Consider the following 18,766-nt stretch of genomic DNA (forward strand, 5'->3'; position numbering starts at 1 on the left):
GGAGATAAACGATGAGTAAAATTGCTGACCTAATAGCTAAAATAAAAGGCATTTTTAATGGAATGAGTAAAGTTAGAAAGATTTCTATTGGCTTAATTACAGCGGTCGTTATTGTAGCTATTGTCGCACTTATTATAACAACTGGTAAGACAAAATATACGGCTTTATTTAATAATTTAGATGCGACAGATTCACAAAATATTGTAACAAAATTAAAAGAAGAAGGTATTCCTTATAAGGTTGAAAATTCAACTAATACAATTATGGTACCAGATGAGCAAGTTGGACAGTTAAGATTGCAATATGCAGCAGATATCAAAAGTGGAAGTATTGGACTTGAGATATTTGATACTAGTTCACAACTTGGTATTAGTGATGCAGAATTTAATGTTAAATACCAAAGAGCACTACAAGGCGAAATTGAAAGAACTGTAAAAAGTTTTGAGCAAGTTGAAGACGCGAAGGTAAACATTGTTTTACCTGAAGATTCTACATTTGTTAAAGATACAGCACCAGCCTCAGTTTCAATTACGTTAAAGCTTAAGCCTGGTACAGAATTGTCAGAAGAACAAGTGAAAGCTATAGTTTCACTAGTTTCAACAAGCGTAAAAAACCTTCCAAAAGAGAATATTCAAATTGTTGATAATAACATGAGACTTTTAACTGATAAGTTATTTAAAGGCTCAGAAGATGAGTCAAGTGTTACAGCTTCAACTCAATTAGAAGAAAAAATGAAGTTTGAAGATTATTTAGAAGAAAAGATTTTATCACAACTTGAACCAATGTATGGACAAGGTAAGGTAAAAGCTAATGTTAATGCTGTTCTAAATTTTGACTCAGTAAGTACTGAAACTACTACCGTAGATAAAACACCACCTATAGTAAGTCAAAATATCAGTATTAATGCTTCTGATGCTAATAATACTACGGGGAACAGTCCAGTAGATAATAACCTTAGTAATGTAATTAATGAATATATGCAAAATGGAAATATTTCTTCTGCTAATCAAACAACTAACTATAGTACTGATGGAAAAGTTATTGAAAGAAAGCAAAATGCTCTTGGAAATGTTACAGCAGTTTCAGCAGCAGTAGCTATAGATAATGCTGAATTAACTGAAAGACAGCTTGCTGATGTTAAAAAACTTGTAAATAAAACTATAGGACAGGCTAAACAAAATGAAGATGAGACTATAGTAATGGCATATGAGTTTAACCCAGAATTAAAAGCTAGTATTCAAAAGAGTTTAGAAGAAATGGAAGCAGCACAAAAGGCAGAAGCTCAAAAGAAATTATACACTATGATAGGTCTTGGTGCAGCAGTAGTTATTGGTTTAGTGGCCTTCGCACTTGTTTTAAGAAAGAGAAGAAGCAAGAAAGAAGAGCTTGAAATGATAGAAACAGAAGATGTTGTATTAGAAGAAATGCCTATCGAAAATGAAATTAATTTCAAGCCTTTAGATTTAGAGCAAAAGAGCCAGAAAGATCATATTGAAGATGAAATAAGAAAATATGCTCAAAATAAGCCGGATCAGGTTGCGGAAATTATAAAATCTTGGCTAGTTAGTGATGAGGGGTGATATAGATGCCTAAGGAAAAAGAACTTACTGGTATTCAAAAGGCTGCAATATTGTTTATAACCTTAGGACCTGAAGCCTCCTCTGGAATAATTAAGAAACTTCCAGAGAATGAAATTCAGAGAATAACCTATGAGATTGCTAATATTACAGCAGTAAAACCAGATGTTAAAAAAGATATTTTAGAAGAATTTGTTCAAATAAATAAAGCTAAGGACTATCTAATTGAAGGCGGTATCGACTACGCTAGAGATTTGTTATCAAAGGCATTAGGAAGTCAAAGAGCTAAGGAAATATTAGAAAAAGTTACAGAAGCAACAGAACAGTATAGACCATTCTCAATAGCTAGAAAAGCTGATGCTTCTCAACTGTTAAATATAATAACAAACGAACATCCACAAACAATAGCACTTATATTATGTTACCTTCAATCTGATAAAGCAGGACAAATATTATCTTCATTACCAATAGAAGTTCAAGAAGAAGTAGCATATAGAATTGCCACAATGAATAATACGTCACCAATGGTTATTAAAGAAATTGAAAAAGTATTAAACAATAAATTATCTTCAGTAATCAGAACAGATGTAGGGGTAATTGGTGGAGTTCAAACTATTGTTGAAATTTTAAATCAAGTTGATAGAACAACTGAAAAGAATATTACTGATTCCTTCGAAAGAGAAAATCCTGAACTTGCTGAAACTGTTAAGTCATCAATGTTTGTATTCGAAGATATCGTAACATTAGACGATACATCAATACAAAGAATTCTAAGAGAAGTAGATGGAAAAGATCTAGCTTTAGCGTTAAAGGGATCTTCAGAGGATGTAGCACAAGTTATATTCAAAAATCAATCAAAGAGAGCTTCAGCTGCGTTAAAGGAAGATATAGAATTCCTTGGACCTGTAAGACTTATGGATGTTGAAAAAGCACAACAAAGAGTTGTATCCATTATCAGAAGATTAGAAGATGCTGGAGAGATAATACTATCAAGAGGTGGCGAGAATGCAATTATCGTCTAAGGTAATCAAATATCATGCTGTTAATGAAACTGGGATAAAAGACATTATAACAAAAGATGTTCCTATAGTTAGAGAAGTTCCTACTTCTCTAACTACGGGGGAACAGGAAGATGAAGAAAGCATAAAGTTTCAACAGCAGTATGCAGAAATGCTTATTGAAATACAAAATAAAGAACGAGAAATAATCTCTAATGCAGTGGTGGAAGCGGAAAAGATAAAAAAAGAAGCATTTGAAAGAGGTTTAGCAGAAGGTAAGAGAGCTGGATATGAATTAGGTCATAAGATGGGGCTTGAAGACGCTAATCAGGTTAAAAATCAGATGGTTGAAGAAACAGAAATGAAGATAAGTCAAGGATTTATGAATTTTAAAGGTCAATACGAAGAGTATCTAGAAAATAAAACTGATGAAATCAAACAACTTATTTTAGCTACTGTTTCAAAAATTATCGATAAAGAGTTTGCAGATACCGAAATAATAAACAATATGATTTTTAATTCAATTAGTGATAGTAAAAATACTAAAACTTTCATTGTTAAGTGTCATCAAGAACAGTTCGAAGAAGTTAAAAATTATTGTGAAAATATTAAAAATAGACTTACATTTGATGCTGAGATTTTTGTTTATGATGATCCACTTATTACTTTGGGAAATGTAGTTATTGAAAAGAATAATGGAAAAGTTGTTTTAGGAAAAGATATATCTCTTCAAAAGGTTGAGGAAATAATATTATCTTAATAGGTGATTAAATGATAACTATAGATTATGAAAAGATAATGAAAAAAATTAGCGATACTACATTTCAATATAATGAAGGCAAGGTTAAGAAAGTTATAGGTCTTACTATTGAGGTAGAAGGAGTAAGTGCTTCAGTAGGAGAGGTATGTTTAATATATAATACTCAAGGAAAAGAAATACATTGTGAGGTTGTTGGTTTTAAAAGTGATGACATCATTTTAATGCCTCTTGGAGAATTAGTTGGAATAGCTCCGGGGTGTAGGGTTGTCGCTACAGGAATTCCTTTAAGCGTTAATTGTAGTTATGATTTATTAGGTAAAATAATCGACGGCTTAGGAAGGCCACTTGATAAATCAAGTATACCTCAAGGAGAAATGTATCCTTTAGATACTAATCCGCCAGATCCGTTAAAGAGAAGACGAATCAAAGAGATACTTCCTACGGGGGTTAGAGCAATAGATGGTTTCTTAACCTGTGGAGAAGGTCAAAGAGTTGGTATTTTCGCTGGGTCAGGTGTTGGTAAGTCTACACTTTTAGGTATGATAGCAAGAGAAGCTCAGGCAGATATAAATGTTATTGCACTAATTGGAGAAAGAGGAAGAGAAGTTTTAGATTTCATCGAAAAAGATCTTGGTGAAGAAGGAATGAAACGATCAATAGTTGTTTGTGCAACATCAGATCAACCAGCTCTAGTTAGATTAAAAGGAGCGTTTACGGCGACAGCTATAGCAGAATATTTTAGAGATCAAGGAAAAAAAGTTATCTTAATGATGGACTCAGTTACTAGATTTGCCATGGCTCAAAGAGAAGTAGGACTTGCTGTTGGTGAACCACCTGCTACAAAAGGATATACCCCTTCAGTATTTGCTATGTTACCAAAGCTTATGGAGAGATCAGGTATGTCAGAAAAGGGATCAATCACAGCGTTCTATACAGTATTAGTTGATGGTGATGATTTTAATGAGCCAATAGCCGATGCTGTTAGAGGTATCTTAGATGGACACATAGTGTTATCAAGGGCATTGGCAGCACAAAATCACTTTCCTGCTATTGATGTATTAAGTAGTATAAGTAGACTTATGAGTGAGATTGCTGAGGAAGAACATAAAAAATCAGCATCTTTGGCTAGAGATCTACTTGCAACCTATAAAAATTCTGAAGATCTAATTAATATAGGAGCTTATGTATCAGGAAGTAATAAAAAAATAGATATGGCTATTTTTCATAATGAAAAAATTAATCTATTTTTAAAGCAACAGGTAAAAGAAAAAAGTGCTTTTGAGGATTCTATAGATAACTTAAAGAAAATGTTTAAATAGGGTGGGGCATTATGGATATGTTTAGATTTAAACTCCAAAAGTTATTAGATATTAGAGAAGAGAAAGAAGAACAAAGTAAAATCGAATTTAAAAACGCTATGGATGATTGTAAAAAATCTGAAGAAAAGCTTACAAATTTGAAGGATAATTATCTAAAATATAGTTCGAGAAGAATAAATGGAAGTGCCCTTGAGCAAAAGCAACTATACAACTACCTTAATGCAGTTTCCTTTTCAATAGATGCAGCTAACGAAGAAGTTGTAAGAAAGCAAAATTTTGTGGAACACAAAAGAAAAGAACTTCTTGTAAAACAAAGAGAGAAGAAAACTGTTCAAGTACTAAAGGACAAGCAAAAAGAAGCTTTTGTTAAAGAAATAGAATATAAGGAGCAACAGACTAATGATGAGTTTGCTTTATATGGATTCATTAGAAACTTGAAAGGAGGTGAGATATAATGGCAGATATTCAATTTACAAATAATCTTGTAAACAATCTAAGAAAAGAAACCACTAACAAACTATCAAATACTACTTTTGATAAAGCTAATTCAGCTAAAGAAGATAGTTTCGAGGCTAAGTTTAAAGAAAAAGTGAATACAGTTTCAGATAAGGTTGATAAACCATCAAAAAAAGAAGTAAATGATTCACAGTCTACAGATAAAGATGTTCCAAATAGTGAAGAGAAACTTGCTGATAAGGTTAAGAAGGCAATTAGTGATTATATAGCGAATGAAGACACTACTGAAGAAGCAACAAAGATAGAAGAAGTAGTTTCAGATTTGCTAAAGGCTTTATCAAGTATTGAAGACGAAAGTACTAATGAAGAAGCTAATAGTGATAAAGAGGTTGATGATAACTTACTACAATTATTAGCATCATTACTTGTTATGGTAAAGGAACAAAAAACAGAGCCTAATGAAAAATTATCAAATGAACTTGAAACTTTTGGTCTAACAGTTAATGGAGGCCAAGTTGAAGTGAAAAATCCTTTAAAAGCATTAATTGCAGAGTTGCTTTCAAAAGAAAATCAAAGCTCTGATAGTTTATTAGAAGGTTTAACAAAAGTATTAGAGGAAGCGAACATAAACCTTTTAAATCAATCTCAAGGTAATAGCACTAAAGTTGAAAGTAAGAGAGAAAAATTACTTAATATAATTGCAGAATTAACAGCTAAGTCAGGTGATGCCCCTAAAAATGATGGATTATTGTTAAATAACAATGGAACTATGAATTTACTAAAAAGAGATTCAATGATGAAGTCTGGCGAAGGAGACGCAAGTAAATCAAAAGATGATTTACTATTAGAGCAGCTAGCTGGTGGTAAAGAAAGCAAGGGTAATGAAGGTTTAGGTTGGTTAAATTCTAATAGACATATTACAAATGTGAAGTTAGAAAATGCACAATTTTCAGCAGAGCCTGTAATAAACAAGGCTAATGTAGCAACTGATATTTTAAAAACTATTGATTATATGAATGCTAATTCTATAAAAGAGTTGACAGTTAAAATAAAACCTAAAGAATTAGGAGAAATAGTTATTAAACTTGTAATGGAAGGTTCAGCAATGAAAGCTGAAATAACTGCTCAAAATAAAGAAACGTATAATTTAATCAATTCTAGATTGTCTGAAATAAACAATAATCTACAACAGTATAAAGTGTCAGAAGTAAATATAAATGTTTTCTCTGAACCAAATGGTTTTGACAATAGACAAGGCGATGGCCAAGCGGATTCTAATACAAAGAAGAATAATTCAAAAGTTTTCGGAATTGATGAAATAGAAGGAGACGAAGAAGTAGCCTTCGATGATTCTCAAGTTAACTTATTAGTATAGGAGGGGAAAAAATGACGATTTCAGGTGTTTCTGCTTTTAAAGCAGAGTCAACAGAAACAAATAAGGCTAATAATGGAGTAGTAACTGGAACTAAGACTGCAAATGGTACTAAGATAGTTGATGGCAAAACAACAGATAAAAATATGTTTGTTAGATTATTATCAGCTCAATTAAAGAACCAAGATCCATCTAATCCAGCGGATTCTACACAATATGTAGCTCAAATGGCACAATTTTCAGCTTTGGAGCAGATGACCAACTTAAATACGACAATGACATTCTCATCAGCTAATAATTTAGTTGGAAAAACTGTAGTAACTAAGTATACAGATGAAAAGGGAAATTATATTACTGGTACAGTTGCTGGCACAACACAAAAGGATGGAAATGTGTATTTACTTTTAGATTCAGCAGATGGTAAGTTCACAATGTCAGATATCTTATCTGTAGAGCAAAAACAAGAGCTTAGCAGTGCAGGAGAGTATGTTGGTAAAAACGTAACAGTTAATAGAGTAGATGAAAATAAAAATTATCTTAAAGGTAAAATAACTTCTGTAATAAACGGTCTTGATGGTTACCTTTATGGAAAGCTTCAATATGTTAAGGATGGACAAACTTTATCAGCAACTATAGCATTAAAAGAAATTATCACAGTTGATGAATAAGAATTTAATGAAAGTGTAGTTGTAGGTAATATAAAATGTCATATAGGATTATCAATGGACAGATTCACTCTATTGACCCTATCAGTATAAAGGAACAAAGTAAAGCTAGGGGGAGTAGTAATCCTCAAAAAAGTTCTTTTAAGATAGCTTTAGAGAATCAAATAAAATTAAATGAAAAAGTTAAGATCTCAAAACATGCTCAAGCTAGATTGGATGAAAGAAATATAAAAATAGACGATGAAGATATGATCAAGATAAAATCGGCTATAGACAAAGCTAAGGAAAAAGGTGCTAGTGAAGGTGTTATATTATATAAGGATTATGCACTTATTGCTAGTTTCAAAAACAATACGATAATAACTGCTATGGATAAAAATGACGAAAATATTATAACAAATATAGATAGTGTAGTTTTACTATAAGGCTGGACCCAAAATGGGAAGCTAATCCAATGAATGGACAGAAGTTGGAGAGTAGAACTAAAAAAATGGAGGGTTAATTATGATAAAAGGAATGTATTCAGGAATAACTGGTTTAAAGGCTAATCAAACTAAATTAGACGTAATTGGTAATAATATAGCAAACGTTGGAACAACAGCTTTTAAAAGCTCTTCAATAAGATTTACTGATTCACTATATCAAAACATGACAAGTGCTTCAGCGCCAGGTTACAATCTTGGTGGTACCAATCCTTCTGTTGTTGGATTAGGAGTAAAGGTAAGTGCTGTTACAACTAACATGACACAAGGAAATCTACAAAATACAGGAAGTAACCTTGATTGTGCTATTGATGGTGATGGATTCTTCATGGTAGCAACTGGACCACTACCAACAGGTAACGAATTTGGTGTTACCCTTGATACATTATCTCACAGCATAATAAACGGTAATGGAATGGGTGTTAACTACACAAGAGATGGAAGTTTTAGCTTAGATGCTGATGGAAATCTACTATCAAATTCAGGATACAGAATCTTAGGATATCCACTACAAGAAACAGGTCTTGGAATTTCCAGTGTTGATTACGCAGCAAACGGTAACTGTAATTTCGTAGATGCCAATTCACCATATGGTATAACAGCTGCAACAGATACATTAGTACCAATGAAGATTCCAAATAAAGTTGCAATTGCAGCAACAAGAAATACTCTTGATGCAACAGGCGCTCCAGTTGGACTAGCTATGACTTATACAGGTTCATCAACTACCACAGACAAACCAGATATAACAATAAATAATGCTGACAACACATATGTTGGTGATACAGATGTTACAATAAAAATTTTCTTTAATGATAAATATCAGGATACTACAGTTACACCACCAATGACCACACCACGTTATGTTATTTCAATCAATGGAAGTGATGCAGTAGCAGTAGCAGATGCAGATACTATAAACATTAAAATGGCTGACGGAAGTACAAAAACTTTAAGTCAATTAGATATTGTGCTTAATAATGCACCTACTGATCCAGCAACTCCAGCAGACATACAAGCTGCTGCAAAGAATAGTTGGCAGTTTACAGTTAATGCTGATGGAGAAAAGGCTATTAAAAACTTCAATATTGAAAAGAATGGTGTTATCAAAGGGGTACTACAAGATGGTAGAGTTACTGTTTTAGGACAATTGGCAATGAGTACCTTCAAGAACACTGTTGGTCTTCAAAAGTTAGGTAATAACTTATATAATGTTTCAGCAAATAGTGGAGAGCCTATCATTAGATCTTCAGTTGGAACTGAAAAAGATAGAAGTAATGAAGATGCCTTTGGAAGCTGTGTAAATGGTGTTGTTGAAATGTCAAACGTTGATTTAGCTGAACAATTTACAGAAATGATTGTTGCAAGTAGAGCATTCCAAGCTAATAGTAAGATTATTACAACAAGTGATGAAATATTACAAGAATTAGTACAGCTTAAAAGGTAAATACTAGCTATATAAATTATTGTGAGTTGGTGAAAACCATCAACTCACAATTCTTATAGGGGTGAGATAATGATTAAAGTTACTACATTAAGCGATACACTTATGGTTTTGAATGGTGAATTAATTGAAAAAATCGAAAGTGTTCCTGAAACTGTTATAACACTTGTTAATGGAAAAAAATATTTAGTAAAGGAATCAGTTGATGAAGTTTTAGAGAAGGTATATGAGTACAAAAGACGTATTTTGATTTAAGGGTGTGATAAAAAATGAAAAAAACTAACCTCTATACTCCAATTACTATTGTAATAGGTATGATATTGATAATTTGGTCAATTTTCCTAGGAGGTGAGCTTAGTAACTTTTTTGATTTCCCATCCATAATCATAGTCGTTTTTGGATCTATTTGTTCCGCAGCAATCACATTTCCTTTAGCAACAATTTTAAAGATTCCATCGTATTTTATGGTGGCATTTAAAGAAGTTAAATTATCCAACATTCAGCTTTTAAATTTGTTTACTTTACTATCAAGAAAAGCTAGACGAGAAGGATTATTGTCCTTAGAAGAAAGTATTATAGATGTTGAAGATAATTTCTTAAAAAAGGGAATACAGATGGTTATTGATGGTGTTGAGCCTGCTATTATTAAAGAAATTTTAGAGTTAGAGATTGACCAAATGGAAGAAAGACATTCAGAAGGAATAAACCTAATGAAGACTCTTGGAGATTATGCTCCAGCCTTTGGCATGGTTGGTACTCTTATAGGACTAATAAATATGCTTGCATATTTAGATGATCCAACTACAATTGCATCTAGTATGGCAGTGGCTTTAATAACAACTTTTTACGGAACTATATTATCCAATATGCTTTATCTACCGACTTCAGCAAATCTTAAGCTTAAATCACAAAAAGAAGTTCTGCAAAAGGAAATGATGATAGAAGGTATTTTATCTGTTCAGTCAGGCGTTAACACGAGAGTTGTAGAAGAAACTTTAATAGCATATCTTTCATCAAAAGAAAGATTAGAAATGTTTAAAGCCACTAAAGGTGATGAGGTTTTAGGAAATGTCTAGAAAAAGAAAAAAAACAGACATTAGTGGAACTGCATGGATTAATACATATGCAGATACTGTCACGTTACTTCTAACATTCTTCGTATTGCTATATTCTATGTCAAATGTTGACACGCAAAAGTTTGAGCAAATATCAGTTGCCTTGAACAATATGTTCACTAAGAATCCTGCAGAAAGTCTTTTGAATGATAAGAATCCTGAAGGGGAAGTTCCTATAGTTGGAGAAGAAACTCCACAAAAGGATGCTGAGAAATCAGTTGATTTATATTCTCAGATCCAACAATTGATTGATAAAAATACTTTGCAAGGGCAAGTAAAACTTACAAAGGATGAAAGAGGAATCAATATTGAACTTAATGAAAAAATTCTTTTTGATTCTGGAAAAGCAGAAATAAAGACAGATTTTGCAACTACTTTAAATAAAATTTCAGAAATTATAGCGAGTATAGGGAATCTCATCGAAATTGAAGGGCATACTGATAATGTTCCCATTTCAGGAGTCTATAAAAACAATAGAGATTTATCATATGCTAGAGCTAATAGTGTTTTAGAATATTTTGCTTCAAGAGGAATTAGTCAAAATCGAATGGTAACTAAGGCTTATGGTGAGTGGTATCCTATTAAACCTAATGATAGTGATGCTAATAGGGCAGAAAATAGAAGAGTAAATATATTAATAGTTGTACCAGGTGACAACAAATAGCGGGGGGATATTATGAGCGAAAAAAATGAAAATGCTAAAAAAGGTGGTTTTTCTAAAATATTAATTGGATTATTACTAGCAATAGTTTTAGTCGGAGCAGCTTTTGCAACAGCTTATTTCTACTTTACTAAGAGTGCAGAAAAGGTAACACAAAAAACAGTTCACCCACTAGCACATCAAGTAACATATTCATTAGACGAGTTTAAATTAAACTTATCAGAACCAAAAACATACATTCAAACAAAAATCAGCTTAGGTTATGATGGCGGTGAAGAGTCTGAAGAATTTGCGAAAGAGCTTGAAACAAAGAAAACTATTATAAGAGATGCTGTTATTACATTAATAAGAACAAAGACAAACACAGACTTCACAAAAGAAGGAACTGAAACATTGAAAATACAAATAATTAATACTGTCAACCCATTACTAGAAAAGGGTGAAATTAACCATGTGTACTTCGATAGTATAATTATTCAATAGGAGATAATATGATAGCCACTATAATTCAGTTTTTAGTTGCCACGATATTCATTATTGTTTTGATGTATCTAGCTTTAAAGTTAGGTGGGAACAAATATATAACATTAAATGATGGAAAATACATTAAGATAATTGAAAGAACACAGTTATCAAAAGAAAACTTTATCCTTCTCGCTAAAATTGGCGAAGAAGGTTATGTTCTATCATCCACTCAAAAGAGCGTTGATATTTTATTAAAGCTCGAAAAAGGTGAAATAGATAACATAGAACTGCAAAAAAAGCAGCAATTTAGTAAATATGCTTTTGATTACAGTAGTGTTATTAAAAAACTTAATAAGAAGAAGGAAGATAAATATGAAAAAGAATAAACTGATAATTGTGCTAGTATTTTTATTAGCGATACTAGTTGTAAAAAGTCAATATGTTTCTGCAGCCACTACAAATACGATGCCTATACCGAATATAAATCTTACTGTAGATGGAAAATCATCTTCACCACAAGAGTACGTTGATAACATCAAATTGCTTCTTGTATTAACTGCGCTAAGTTTACTTCCTTCTATTTTATTGACAATGACTAGTTTTACCAGGATATCTATAGTTTTATCATTTTTAAAAAATGCTATAGGAACTCAGCAAACACCACCAAGCCAAGTGCTTATAGGCTTATCTTTATTTTTGACATTCTTTGTAATGTCACCTACTATATCTAAAGTGAATACAAATGCGTTGCAGCCGTATCTGAACAATCAAATATCTCAGCAGCAAGCAATAGATATTGGAACAACGGAAATGAAGACCTTTATGCTGAAACAAACAAGGAAAAAGGATCTGAAATTATTTAGGGATATAAGAGGGGTGGCTGAGGAGACTAAGCCAGAAGATTTAAAAATGGAAGTAGTAATTCCTTCTTTTATAATAAGTGAACTTAAAACAGCATTTACTATAGGGTTCTTTATATATATACCATTTTTGATAATAGATTTTGTCGTTGCATCTGTATTGATGTCTATGGGTATGTTTATGATTTCTCCAATGATGGTGTCAATACCGTTTAAAATCTTATTATTCATTATGGTTGATGGATGGAATCTAATTGTGAAGTCATTAGTTTTAAGCTTCGGATAAAGGGGGATTAACATGAGTGAAAACATGCTTGCAACAGTGATGAAAGATGCTATAACCACAGGGCTTTTAATGTCAGCACCTATATTAATAACTGCGATTTTAGTAGGCCTTATAATCAGTATTTTTCAAGCCACTACTCAAATTCAAGAGCAAACATTAACTTTTGTTCCAAAGCTTATCGGCATTGCTTTAGTTGGAATAATTTCGGGAAGATGGATGCTACATACTTTAGTTGCTTTTACTCAAAGAGTTTTTGAGATGATAGCTAATATTACGATGTAGGTGAGGAAAGTTGATAAATATTACGTTTTTTGTAGCATTAATCCTGATAACATTAAGATTGGCAGGAATGTTTATTGCAGCACCAGGTATTTTACCTACCGGGACACCCAATATATTAAAAGCTGTTTTAATATTGATATTAGCATATATGGTTCTTCCAGTGATTAATTACTCTGGAGCTTCAGCACTTACTGAACCTACGAAATTGATTATTCAATGCTTAAATGAATTTTCTACTGGTCTTGCTGTTGGTTTTATTATAAATTTGTTTTTTATAGCAGCTAGAATAGCAGGAAGTATAATAGATATGCAAGTTGGATTTTCAATGGTAACTTTATTTGACCCAACAGCAAACTCTACTGCTACATATTTAGAAAGATTTTTTAACTTAATAGCTATTATGATATTTTTTATTATAGATGGGCATCATTATGTTATAAAAGCTTTTATTGCTACATATGACAAAGTAAGTATAGGAGTTTTCTTTCTAGATCAAGGAACTTTACAAGAAATACTTAAGTTATTTGGGCATTTTTATGCTATTGGTGTAAAAATTGCATTGCCAATAATTCTTGTTATATTAGTTGCTGACGTACTTATGGGTGTTTTATCTAGAACTATGCCTCAGCTTAATATAATGATTCTTGGAATGCCAGTTAAACTTCTTATTGGATTTGGAATTCTTGCAGTATCAGCTCCGTTTTTCGTAAGACTTATAACTAATTCATTTCAAGAAGTTCCCCATGCATTAGAGAAAATTTTTAGTATTACATCTATACTTGTTGTCTTTGCTGATGAAAAAAGCGAAGAAGCAACTAGTAAGAAGCTGGCTGATGCAAAGAAAAAGGGGCAGATAGCTAGGAGTAAAGATTTGGGTCTTGGTATTACATTTTTAGCTACTGCATTTGGCCTCGCAGCGTTAGGGAATATGTTTATAGATAGAATGAGTAATATTATAATGAAGTTCTTTAGTGTAACTAATGGTAATTTAACAGAGGATGGTTTGATTGAAATCTTAAAAATCGCAATGATAGATGGAGCGATTTTGATTTTACCAATAGCATTTATTGTTATGGTAACTGGTGTTGCTGCTAGCTTGGCGCAAACAGGTTTTATGAATACAAGTGAGCCGTTAAAGCCAGATTTAAAAAAAATAAATCCTGTAGATGGGTTTAAAAGAATTTTCTCTATGAGAAGTGTTGTGGATTTGTTAAAAAATGTAACAATAATAATTATTGTAGGATACGTAGGCTATAAGTTGGTATCTGATGATATTGTTGATATTATGCTTTTAATCAATCTCAAGGAAGGTGCTATTCTTTATGAACTCAAGAAAATAGTAACAAGTATTTTATTGAAAATAGCTCTTATTTTATCTGTTATTGGTATTGCAGATTATATGTATCAAAAGAAAAAATTCTTAAAAGAAATGAGAATGACCAAGCAAGAGGTAAAAGAAGAGTATAAGCAGATGGAAGGAGATCCAGAAATAAAAGCAAAAAGAAAGCAAAAGATGAAAGAGCTCTCTAGGGCTAGAATGATGGCAGCTGTTCCTAATGCTACAGTAGTAGTTACTAACCCAACCCATTTTGCCGTTGCACTAAAATATGAAGAGGGATCAGCGGGAGCCCCTATGGTAGTTGCGAAAGGAACTGATAATATTGCATTTAAAATCAAAGAAATAGCCAAGGAGAATAAAGTCCCAATTATAGAAAATAAGCCTTTAGCAAGGTTAATATATAAAGAAGTCGATATTGATGAAGAGATACCAATTGATATGTATCAAGCAGTTGCAGAGATATTAGCAATGGTTCTTAAGATGAAGAAGAGGTAGGGGGAATTGATTTGGAGACAAAGTCAAATTCTAGAGGTTTTTCTCTAACTAAAAATAAGGACGTAATAGTTGCATTAATGATAGTTGGAGTTATATTAATGATAATAATTCCGTTTCCACCATTTATGCTTGATATACTTATTGCCTTTAATATTACTTTTTCTATTTTAATATTATTAATGACAATGTTCACAACGGATGTATTACAGGTGTCTGTATTCCCTACTCTATTATTGATAACTACATTGTTCAGAATAGGACTTAATGTTTCCTCAACAAGAGGAATACTTACAGCGGGAAATGCAGGGCATATAATAGAAACCTTTGGTGAGGTAGTAATACGTGGTAATTATGTTGTAGGTATAATTATATTTCTTATCATTGTAATTGTTCAATTCTTAGTTATTACAGCCGGTGCTAGTAGAGTTGCAGAAGTTTCTGCTAGATTTACTCTTGATGCTATGCCTGGTAAACAAATGAGTATAGATGCAGATCTTAACTCAGGTATGATAGATGAAGCCACCGCAAGAAAAAGAAGGCAAAATCTTCAAAGTGAAACAGACTTTTATGGGGCTATGGATGGTGCTATGAAGTTTGTTAAGGGTGATGCGATAGCAGGACTTATTATAACAGCAATAAATATTTTAGGCGGAATAATAATTGGTGTTACTATGATGAAATTAGAAGTTGCTGAAGCTGCTGCAACCTTTACAAAGCTAACTATAGGTGATGGTTTGGTTAGCCAAGTTCCAGCACTTCTTATTTCCACAGCATCTGGTATTTTGGTAACACGTTCAGGTGATAATGAATCATCATTTGGTAATCAGCTGATAAATCAACTATCTACATTCCCAAAGGTAGTGGCTATGGCTGGAGCAATTCTTATGGTATTAGCTTTAATACCAGGTATGCCAAAGTTTATATTTATAGCTTTAGCAGCAGTTTGTTTTGGTCTTGCGTATTTCCTTTATAAAGATGAAAAAACTCAAATTATAAAAGAAATAGAAAATGAACAGAATCAAATAATTGAAACTGAAAAAAGAGAACCAGAGAATGTTATGAATTTAGTAAATGTGGAACCAATGGAAATAGAAATCGGCTATGGATTAATCCCTTTAGCTGATGAAAGTTCTGGTGGAGATTTACTTCAAAGAATAGCATCTGTAAGAAGGCAGTGTGCAATAGAATTAGGAATAATTGTGCAGCCTATTAGAATAAGAGATAATCTTCAACTTCAAACTAATGAATATATGGTTAAGATAAGAGGAACCATTATAGCAAGGGGTGAGGTAATCCCTAATATGCTTTTATGTATGGATCCAACTTCTCCTGATATAGAGATACCAGGAATAAGTACGGTGGAACCGACTTTCGGTCTTCCTGCTGTTTGGATAAATAAAGACCAAAGAGAGGATGCAGAAATTAGAGGGTTAACAGTTGTTGATCCTACAACTGTTATGGTTACACATTTAACAGAGACTATCAAAGGTCATGCTTATGAACTTTTAGGAAGACAAGAAGTAAAAGAATTAATAGATTCTTTAAAAGAAAAATATTCAGCAGTTGTAGAAGAATTAGTTCCAGATTTAATGACATTAGGTGAGATTCAAAAAGTACTTAAGAGTTTACTTCAAGAAAAGGTTCCAATAAAAGATATGGTAACAATTCTTGAAACCTTAGCGGATAATTCAAGAAATACAAAGGATGTAGAAATTTTAACTGAGTATGTAAGAATGTCGCTCGGGAGAACAATTTGTGCTCCACTAATTGATGCTAATAACTCTATTACAGTTGTTACTTTAGAACCAGGGGTTGAAAATTTAATAGCAAATAGTATACAAAAGTCTATACAAGGATCATTCCCTGCTATTAATCCAGATATAACAGGAAGGATACTTGCATCCTTAAGAGATACTTTAGACTCAGTATATTTCTATGAAAATCAGCCAGCTGTATTAGTTTCACCTAAGATAAGACCAGCTTTTAGAAGATTAATAGAAATGGTTTTCCCAAATGTATTAGTATTATCATTAAATGAAATTCCTAATAACGTGGAAATTAAGGCTGAGGGAGTTGTATTAGTCAATGAGAATTAAAAAATATGTTGTTAAAAACATGAATGAAGCAATGACACGAATTAGATATGAACTTGGTCAAGATGCCATTATACTAAGTCAAAGAAGAGTTAGAAAGCCTGGTATAAAAGGCTTCTTCTCATCAAAGCTTCTTGAAGTTACTGCTACTGTCGATGATAGTAGGAATAAAGATTCTTCAGATAGTTTACAAGCAATAAAGTCACTTTTCTCAGGGGAAATACCTATACAACAAAATATTCAAAAAACTCAAGAAGATAATGAAAGTAGTAATAAGTTTATTGATAATAGAAATAAAACTAATTTTGGTAGCAATATTAAGGATACTAATATTACTGGCAAAGATAAACATGATATCAAAGATCCTGAGGTGGTTTCTGATGACAGTAAACTTGTCAATGAAATGAAAGAAATGAAAGATCTTATTAATTCATTGATTACAAAAGAAAACGCAGAAATGCCTAAGGAAAAAAGTGATGAAGTGACAGAACTTTTAGAAGATAATGATGTAGATAAGCGTGTAATAGAATTTTTGAGTTCACAAATTTCCGAGGATGTTCCTAGTGAAGAGAGGGTTAGTGCCTTGAGGGGGGTTCTTAAAAATAATATTGAAATATTTGAGAAAACTCCTAATAAAGTAGTAATACTAGTAGGACCAACAGGAGTAGGTAAGACTACTACTATTGCTAAACTCGCTGGAAGATATTCTTTAATGGAAAAGAAAAAGGTGGGACTTATTACATTAGACACCTATAGAATTGGTGCTGTAGAGCAATTAAAAACATATTCAGAAATAATGAATATTCCGTTTAAGGTTATATTCAATATGTCTGATATGGAAATAGCAATAAAAGAATTCGATTACTGCGATATTATATTAATAGATACAACCGGTAGAAGTAGTAAAAATGCTATGCAAATTTCAGAACTTAGAGCCTATTTGCATAAAGTTGCCACAGATAATATATATTTAGTTTTAAGTAGTACTACAAAAAACAAAGATATTGAGGCAATTATTGAAGGGTATAGACCTTTAAACTATAATGCAGTAATAATTACTAAGCTTGATGAAACAAGTACATATGGTTCAGTAATAAATATTCTACAAGATTCCCAAAAACCTCTTGGATTTATAACCACAGGACAAAGTGTACCGGAAGATATACGAGTTCCAAATAAAGACGAACTAGTTAAACTTATTCTAGGAGAAGAAAAAATATGTTAGACCAAGCACAAAGATTAAGAGAACTAGCAAATCAAGGGAGAAAAAAAGAAAGTACTAAAGAGAATAAACCTAAGATTATCACTGTTACCTCTGGAAAAGGTGGAGTAGGCAAAAGCAATTTCGTTGTTAATTTAGGAATTGAACTACAAAAGCAGGGGAAGAGAGTACTTATTTTTGATGCAGATATTGGCATGGCAAATGATGATCTTCTAATGGGGTATTCTCCTAAGTATAATATTTATGACATCATATTACTTGACAAGGAAATTGAGGAAGTAATTATTGAAGGACCATATGGAGTAAAACTATTATCTGGTGGAACTGGCATTAACAAAATAAAAGAATTGACATCTATTCAAAGGAATAGGTTCTTAGAAAAACTTGGAAATTTAGAGAATTTAGACTTCATTTTGATGGATACTGGAGCAGGGGTTAATAGGACCGTATTAGGGTTCATAGCTTGCTGTGACGAGCTTGTCGTTATTATGACTCCTGAGCCGACATCACTTATGGATGCGTATAGTTTAGTCAAAGCTGTAAATCATTTTAAAATTAAGGACTCATTAAACATTATTGTCAACAGAATTTTAGATGACAAAGAAGGTGAGATGACTTATAATAAATTTAAACAAGCTGTAGAAAAATTTTTACAAATGAAAGTTAAGTTATTAGGCTATGTAAGTGAAGATAAGCGATTAGTTGAAGCTGTAAGAAACCAAAAACCCTTCGTATTAGGTTCCCCAAATTGTAGCGCAGCGAAGGATATAGCTAAAATTTCGAGGAAGTTAATGAACTCGGACTTAAAAAATAATGACCTAGGGACAAAGAATTTATTTAAAAAGATATTTAATATTTTTTCTTAAGGAGATTAT

20 protein-coding genes are annotated in these 18,766 nt (G+C 32.2%); all 20 read left to right on the forward strand.

The window, feature by feature from the left end; all coding sequences use genetic code 11:
• The first annotated feature begins 11 nt into the window (after window positions 1-11).
• The 20 genes from fliF (at window position 12) to CLOCEL_RS08710 (ending at window position 18,757) form a co-directional block, all read left to right on the forward strand.
• Window positions 12-1,580 (forward strand): flagellar basal-body MS-ring/collar protein FliF, encoded by a 1,569-nt coding sequence (fliF, locus tag CLOCEL_RS08615; protein WP_010077330.1) that lies wholly within the window; start codon window positions 12-14, stop codon window positions 1,578-1,580.
• A gap of 5 nt (window positions 1,581-1,585) precedes the next feature.
• Complete coding sequence (gene fliG / locus CLOCEL_RS08620) at window positions 1,586-2,599, forward strand: flagellar motor switch protein FliG (RefSeq protein WP_010077329.1); 1,014 nt, start codon at window positions 1,586-1,588, stop codon at window positions 2,597-2,599.
• A complete protein-coding gene (locus CLOCEL_RS08625) occupies window positions 2,583-3,335 on the forward strand; it encodes a FliH/SctL family protein (RefSeq protein WP_010077328.1) in 753 nt (250 codons plus the stop codon). The genes fliG and CLOCEL_RS08625 overlap by 17 nt, the downstream gene beginning before the upstream one ends.
• A gap of 11 nt (window positions 3,336-3,346) precedes the next feature.
• The gene (gene fliI / locus CLOCEL_RS08630) at window positions 3,347-4,654 is read left to right on the forward strand and encodes a flagellar protein export ATPase FliI (RefSeq protein ID WP_010077327.1); all 1,308 of its coding nucleotides are present in this window, start codon (window positions 3,347-3,349) and stop codon (window positions 4,652-4,654) included.
• An 11-nt stretch (window positions 4,655-4,665) separates the two neighbouring features.
• Window positions 4,666-5,109, forward strand: a complete 444-nt coding sequence (gene fliJ / locus CLOCEL_RS08635; protein WP_010077326.1) for a flagellar export protein FliJ — start codon at window positions 4,666-4,668, stop codon at window positions 5,107-5,109.
• On the forward strand, window positions 5,109-6,485 hold the full coding sequence (locus CLOCEL_RS08640) for a flagellar hook-length control protein FliK (RefSeq protein WP_010077325.1): 1,377 nt from the start codon (window positions 5,109-5,111) through the stop codon (window positions 6,483-6,485). Before fliJ ends, CLOCEL_RS08640 begins: the two co-directional genes overlap by 1 nt.
• 11 nt (window positions 6,486-6,496) lie before the next feature.
• Window positions 6,497-7,150: a flagellar hook capping FlgD N-terminal domain-containing protein gene (locus CLOCEL_RS08645; RefSeq protein WP_010077324.1), complete on the forward strand. Its 654-nt coding sequence runs from the start codon at window positions 6,497-6,499 to the stop codon at window positions 7,148-7,150.
• Between the two features lie 35 nt (window positions 7,151-7,185).
• Complete coding sequence (locus CLOCEL_RS08650) at window positions 7,186-7,572, forward strand: TIGR02530 family flagellar biosynthesis protein (protein WP_010077323.1); 387 nt, start codon at window positions 7,186-7,188, stop codon at window positions 7,570-7,572.
• Window positions 7,573-7,651: 79 nt separating this feature from the next.
• On the forward strand, window positions 7,652-9,076 hold the full coding sequence (locus CLOCEL_RS08655) for a flagellar hook protein FlgE (protein ID WP_010077322.1): 1,425 nt from the start codon (window positions 7,652-7,654) through the stop codon (window positions 9,074-9,076).
• 69 nt (window positions 9,077-9,145) lie between these two features.
• A complete protein-coding gene (locus CLOCEL_RS08660; RefSeq protein WP_010077321.1) occupies window positions 9,146-9,328 on the forward strand; it encodes a flagellar FlbD family protein in 183 nt (60 codons plus the stop codon).
• A gap of 14 nt (window positions 9,329-9,342) precedes the next feature.
• A complete protein-coding gene (locus tag CLOCEL_RS08665) occupies window positions 9,343-10,149 on the forward strand; it encodes a motility protein A (protein WP_010077320.1) in 807 nt (268 codons plus the stop codon).
• The gene (locus tag CLOCEL_RS08670) at window positions 10,142-10,852 is read left to right on the forward strand and encodes an OmpA/MotB family protein (RefSeq protein WP_010077319.1); all 711 of its coding nucleotides are present in this window, start codon (window positions 10,142-10,144) and stop codon (window positions 10,850-10,852) included. Before CLOCEL_RS08665 ends, CLOCEL_RS08670 begins: the two co-directional genes overlap by 8 nt.
• A gap of 12 nt (window positions 10,853-10,864) precedes the next feature.
• Entirely contained in the window at window positions 10,865-11,332 is a 468-nt protein-coding gene (locus CLOCEL_RS08675) for a flagellar basal body-associated FliL family protein (RefSeq protein ID WP_010077318.1), read from the forward strand.
• An 8-nt stretch (window positions 11,333-11,340) separates the two neighbouring features.
• The gene (locus CLOCEL_RS08680) at window positions 11,341-11,700 is read left to right on the forward strand and encodes a flagellar biosynthetic protein FliO (RefSeq protein WP_010077317.1); all 360 of its coding nucleotides are present in this window, start codon (window positions 11,341-11,343) and stop codon (window positions 11,698-11,700) included.
• A complete protein-coding gene (gene fliP, locus CLOCEL_RS08685) occupies window positions 11,687-12,460 on the forward strand; it encodes a flagellar type III secretion system pore protein FliP (protein WP_010077316.1) in 774 nt (257 codons plus the stop codon). Before CLOCEL_RS08680 ends, fliP begins: the two co-directional genes overlap by 14 nt.
• A gap of 12 nt (window positions 12,461-12,472) precedes the next feature.
• Window positions 12,473-12,742, forward strand: a complete 270-nt coding sequence (gene fliQ / locus CLOCEL_RS08690) for a flagellar biosynthesis protein FliQ (protein ID WP_010077315.1) — start codon at window positions 12,473-12,475, stop codon at window positions 12,740-12,742.
• A 10-nt stretch (window positions 12,743-12,752) separates the two neighbouring features.
• Window positions 12,753-14,576 carry a fused FliR family export protein/FlhB family type III secretion system protein gene (locus CLOCEL_RS08695; RefSeq protein ID WP_010077314.1) on the forward strand — a complete coding sequence of 608 codons (1,824 nt, stop codon included), beginning with the start codon at window positions 12,753-12,755 and terminating at the stop codon, window positions 14,574-14,576.
• A gap of 11 nt (window positions 14,577-14,587) precedes the next feature.
• The gene (gene flhA, locus CLOCEL_RS08700) at window positions 14,588-16,672 is read left to right on the forward strand and encodes a flagellar biosynthesis protein FlhA (RefSeq protein ID WP_010077313.1); all 2,085 of its coding nucleotides are present in this window, start codon (window positions 14,588-14,590) and stop codon (window positions 16,670-16,672) included.
• On the forward strand, window positions 16,662-17,894 hold the full coding sequence (gene flhF, locus CLOCEL_RS08705; protein WP_010077312.1) for a flagellar biosynthesis GTPase FlhF: 1,233 nt from the start codon (window positions 16,662-16,664) through the stop codon (window positions 17,892-17,894). The genes flhA and flhF overlap by 11 nt, the downstream gene beginning before the upstream one ends.
• Complete coding sequence (locus tag CLOCEL_RS08710; RefSeq protein ID WP_010077311.1) at window positions 17,888-18,757, forward strand: MinD/ParA family protein; 870 nt, start codon at window positions 17,888-17,890, stop codon at window positions 18,755-18,757. Before flhF ends, CLOCEL_RS08710 begins: the two co-directional genes overlap by 7 nt.
• The last annotated feature ends 9 nt before the right edge of the window (window positions 18,758-18,766 follow it).

The organism is Clostridium cellulovorans 743B (assembly GCF_000145275.1).
In the GTDB taxonomy this organism is placed as follows: Bacteria; Bacillota; Clostridia; order Clostridiales; family Clostridiaceae; genus Clostridium_K; species Clostridium_K cellulovorans.

Coding starts and splice junctions, on each gene's coding strand:
- CLOCEL_RS08680 (WP_010077317.1), top strand. CDS start 11,341: ATGATAGCCACTATAATTCAGTTTTTAGTTGCCACGATATTCATTATT.
- CLOCEL_RS08655 (WP_010077322.1), top strand. CDS start 7,652: ATGATAAAAGGAATGTATTCAGGAATAACTGGTTTAAAGGCTAATCAA.
- flhF (WP_010077312.1), top strand. CDS start 16,662: ATGAGAATTAAAAAATATGTTGTTAAAAACATGAATGAAGCAATGACA.
- CLOCEL_RS08665 (WP_010077320.1), top strand. CDS start 9,343: ATGAAAAAAACTAACCTCTATACTCCAATTACTATTGTAATAGGTATG.
- CLOCEL_RS08660 (WP_010077321.1), top strand. CDS start 9,146: ATGATTAAAGTTACTACATTAAGCGATACACTTATGGTTTTGAATGGT.
- CLOCEL_RS08640 (WP_010077325.1), top strand. CDS start 5,109: ATGGCAGATATTCAATTTACAAATAATCTTGTAAACAATCTAAGAAAA.
- fliP (WP_010077316.1), top strand. CDS start 11,687: ATGAAAAAGAATAAACTGATAATTGTGCTAGTATTTTTATTAGCGATA.
- CLOCEL_RS08650 (WP_010077323.1), top strand. CDS start 7,186: ATGTCATATAGGATTATCAATGGACAGATTCACTCTATTGACCCTATC.
- CLOCEL_RS08625 (WP_010077328.1), top strand. CDS start 2,583: ATGCAATTATCGTCTAAGGTAATCAAATATCATGCTGTTAATGAAACT.
- fliF (WP_010077330.1), top strand. CDS start 12: ATGAGTAAAATTGCTGACCTAATAGCTAAAATAAAAGGCATTTTTAAT.
- CLOCEL_RS08675 (WP_010077318.1), top strand. CDS start 10,865: ATGAGCGAAAAAAATGAAAATGCTAAAAAAGGTGGTTTTTCTAAAATA.
- CLOCEL_RS08670 (WP_010077319.1), top strand. CDS start 10,142: ATGTCTAGAAAAAGAAAAAAAACAGACATTAGTGGAACTGCATGGATT.
- fliQ (WP_010077315.1), top strand. CDS start 12,473: ATGAGTGAAAACATGCTTGCAACAGTGATGAAAGATGCTATAACCACA.
- fliI (WP_010077327.1), top strand. CDS start 3,347: ATGATAACTATAGATTATGAAAAGATAATGAAAAAAATTAGCGATACT.
- CLOCEL_RS08645 (WP_010077324.1), top strand. CDS start 6,497: ATGACGATTTCAGGTGTTTCTGCTTTTAAAGCAGAGTCAACAGAAACA.
- fliG (WP_010077329.1), top strand. CDS start 1,586: ATGCCTAAGGAAAAAGAACTTACTGGTATTCAAAAGGCTGCAATATTG.
- CLOCEL_RS08710 (WP_010077311.1), top strand. CDS start 17,888: ATGTTAGACCAAGCACAAAGATTAAGAGAACTAGCAAATCAAGGGAGA.
- fliJ (WP_010077326.1), top strand. CDS start 4,666: ATGGATATGTTTAGATTTAAACTCCAAAAGTTATTAGATATTAGAGAA.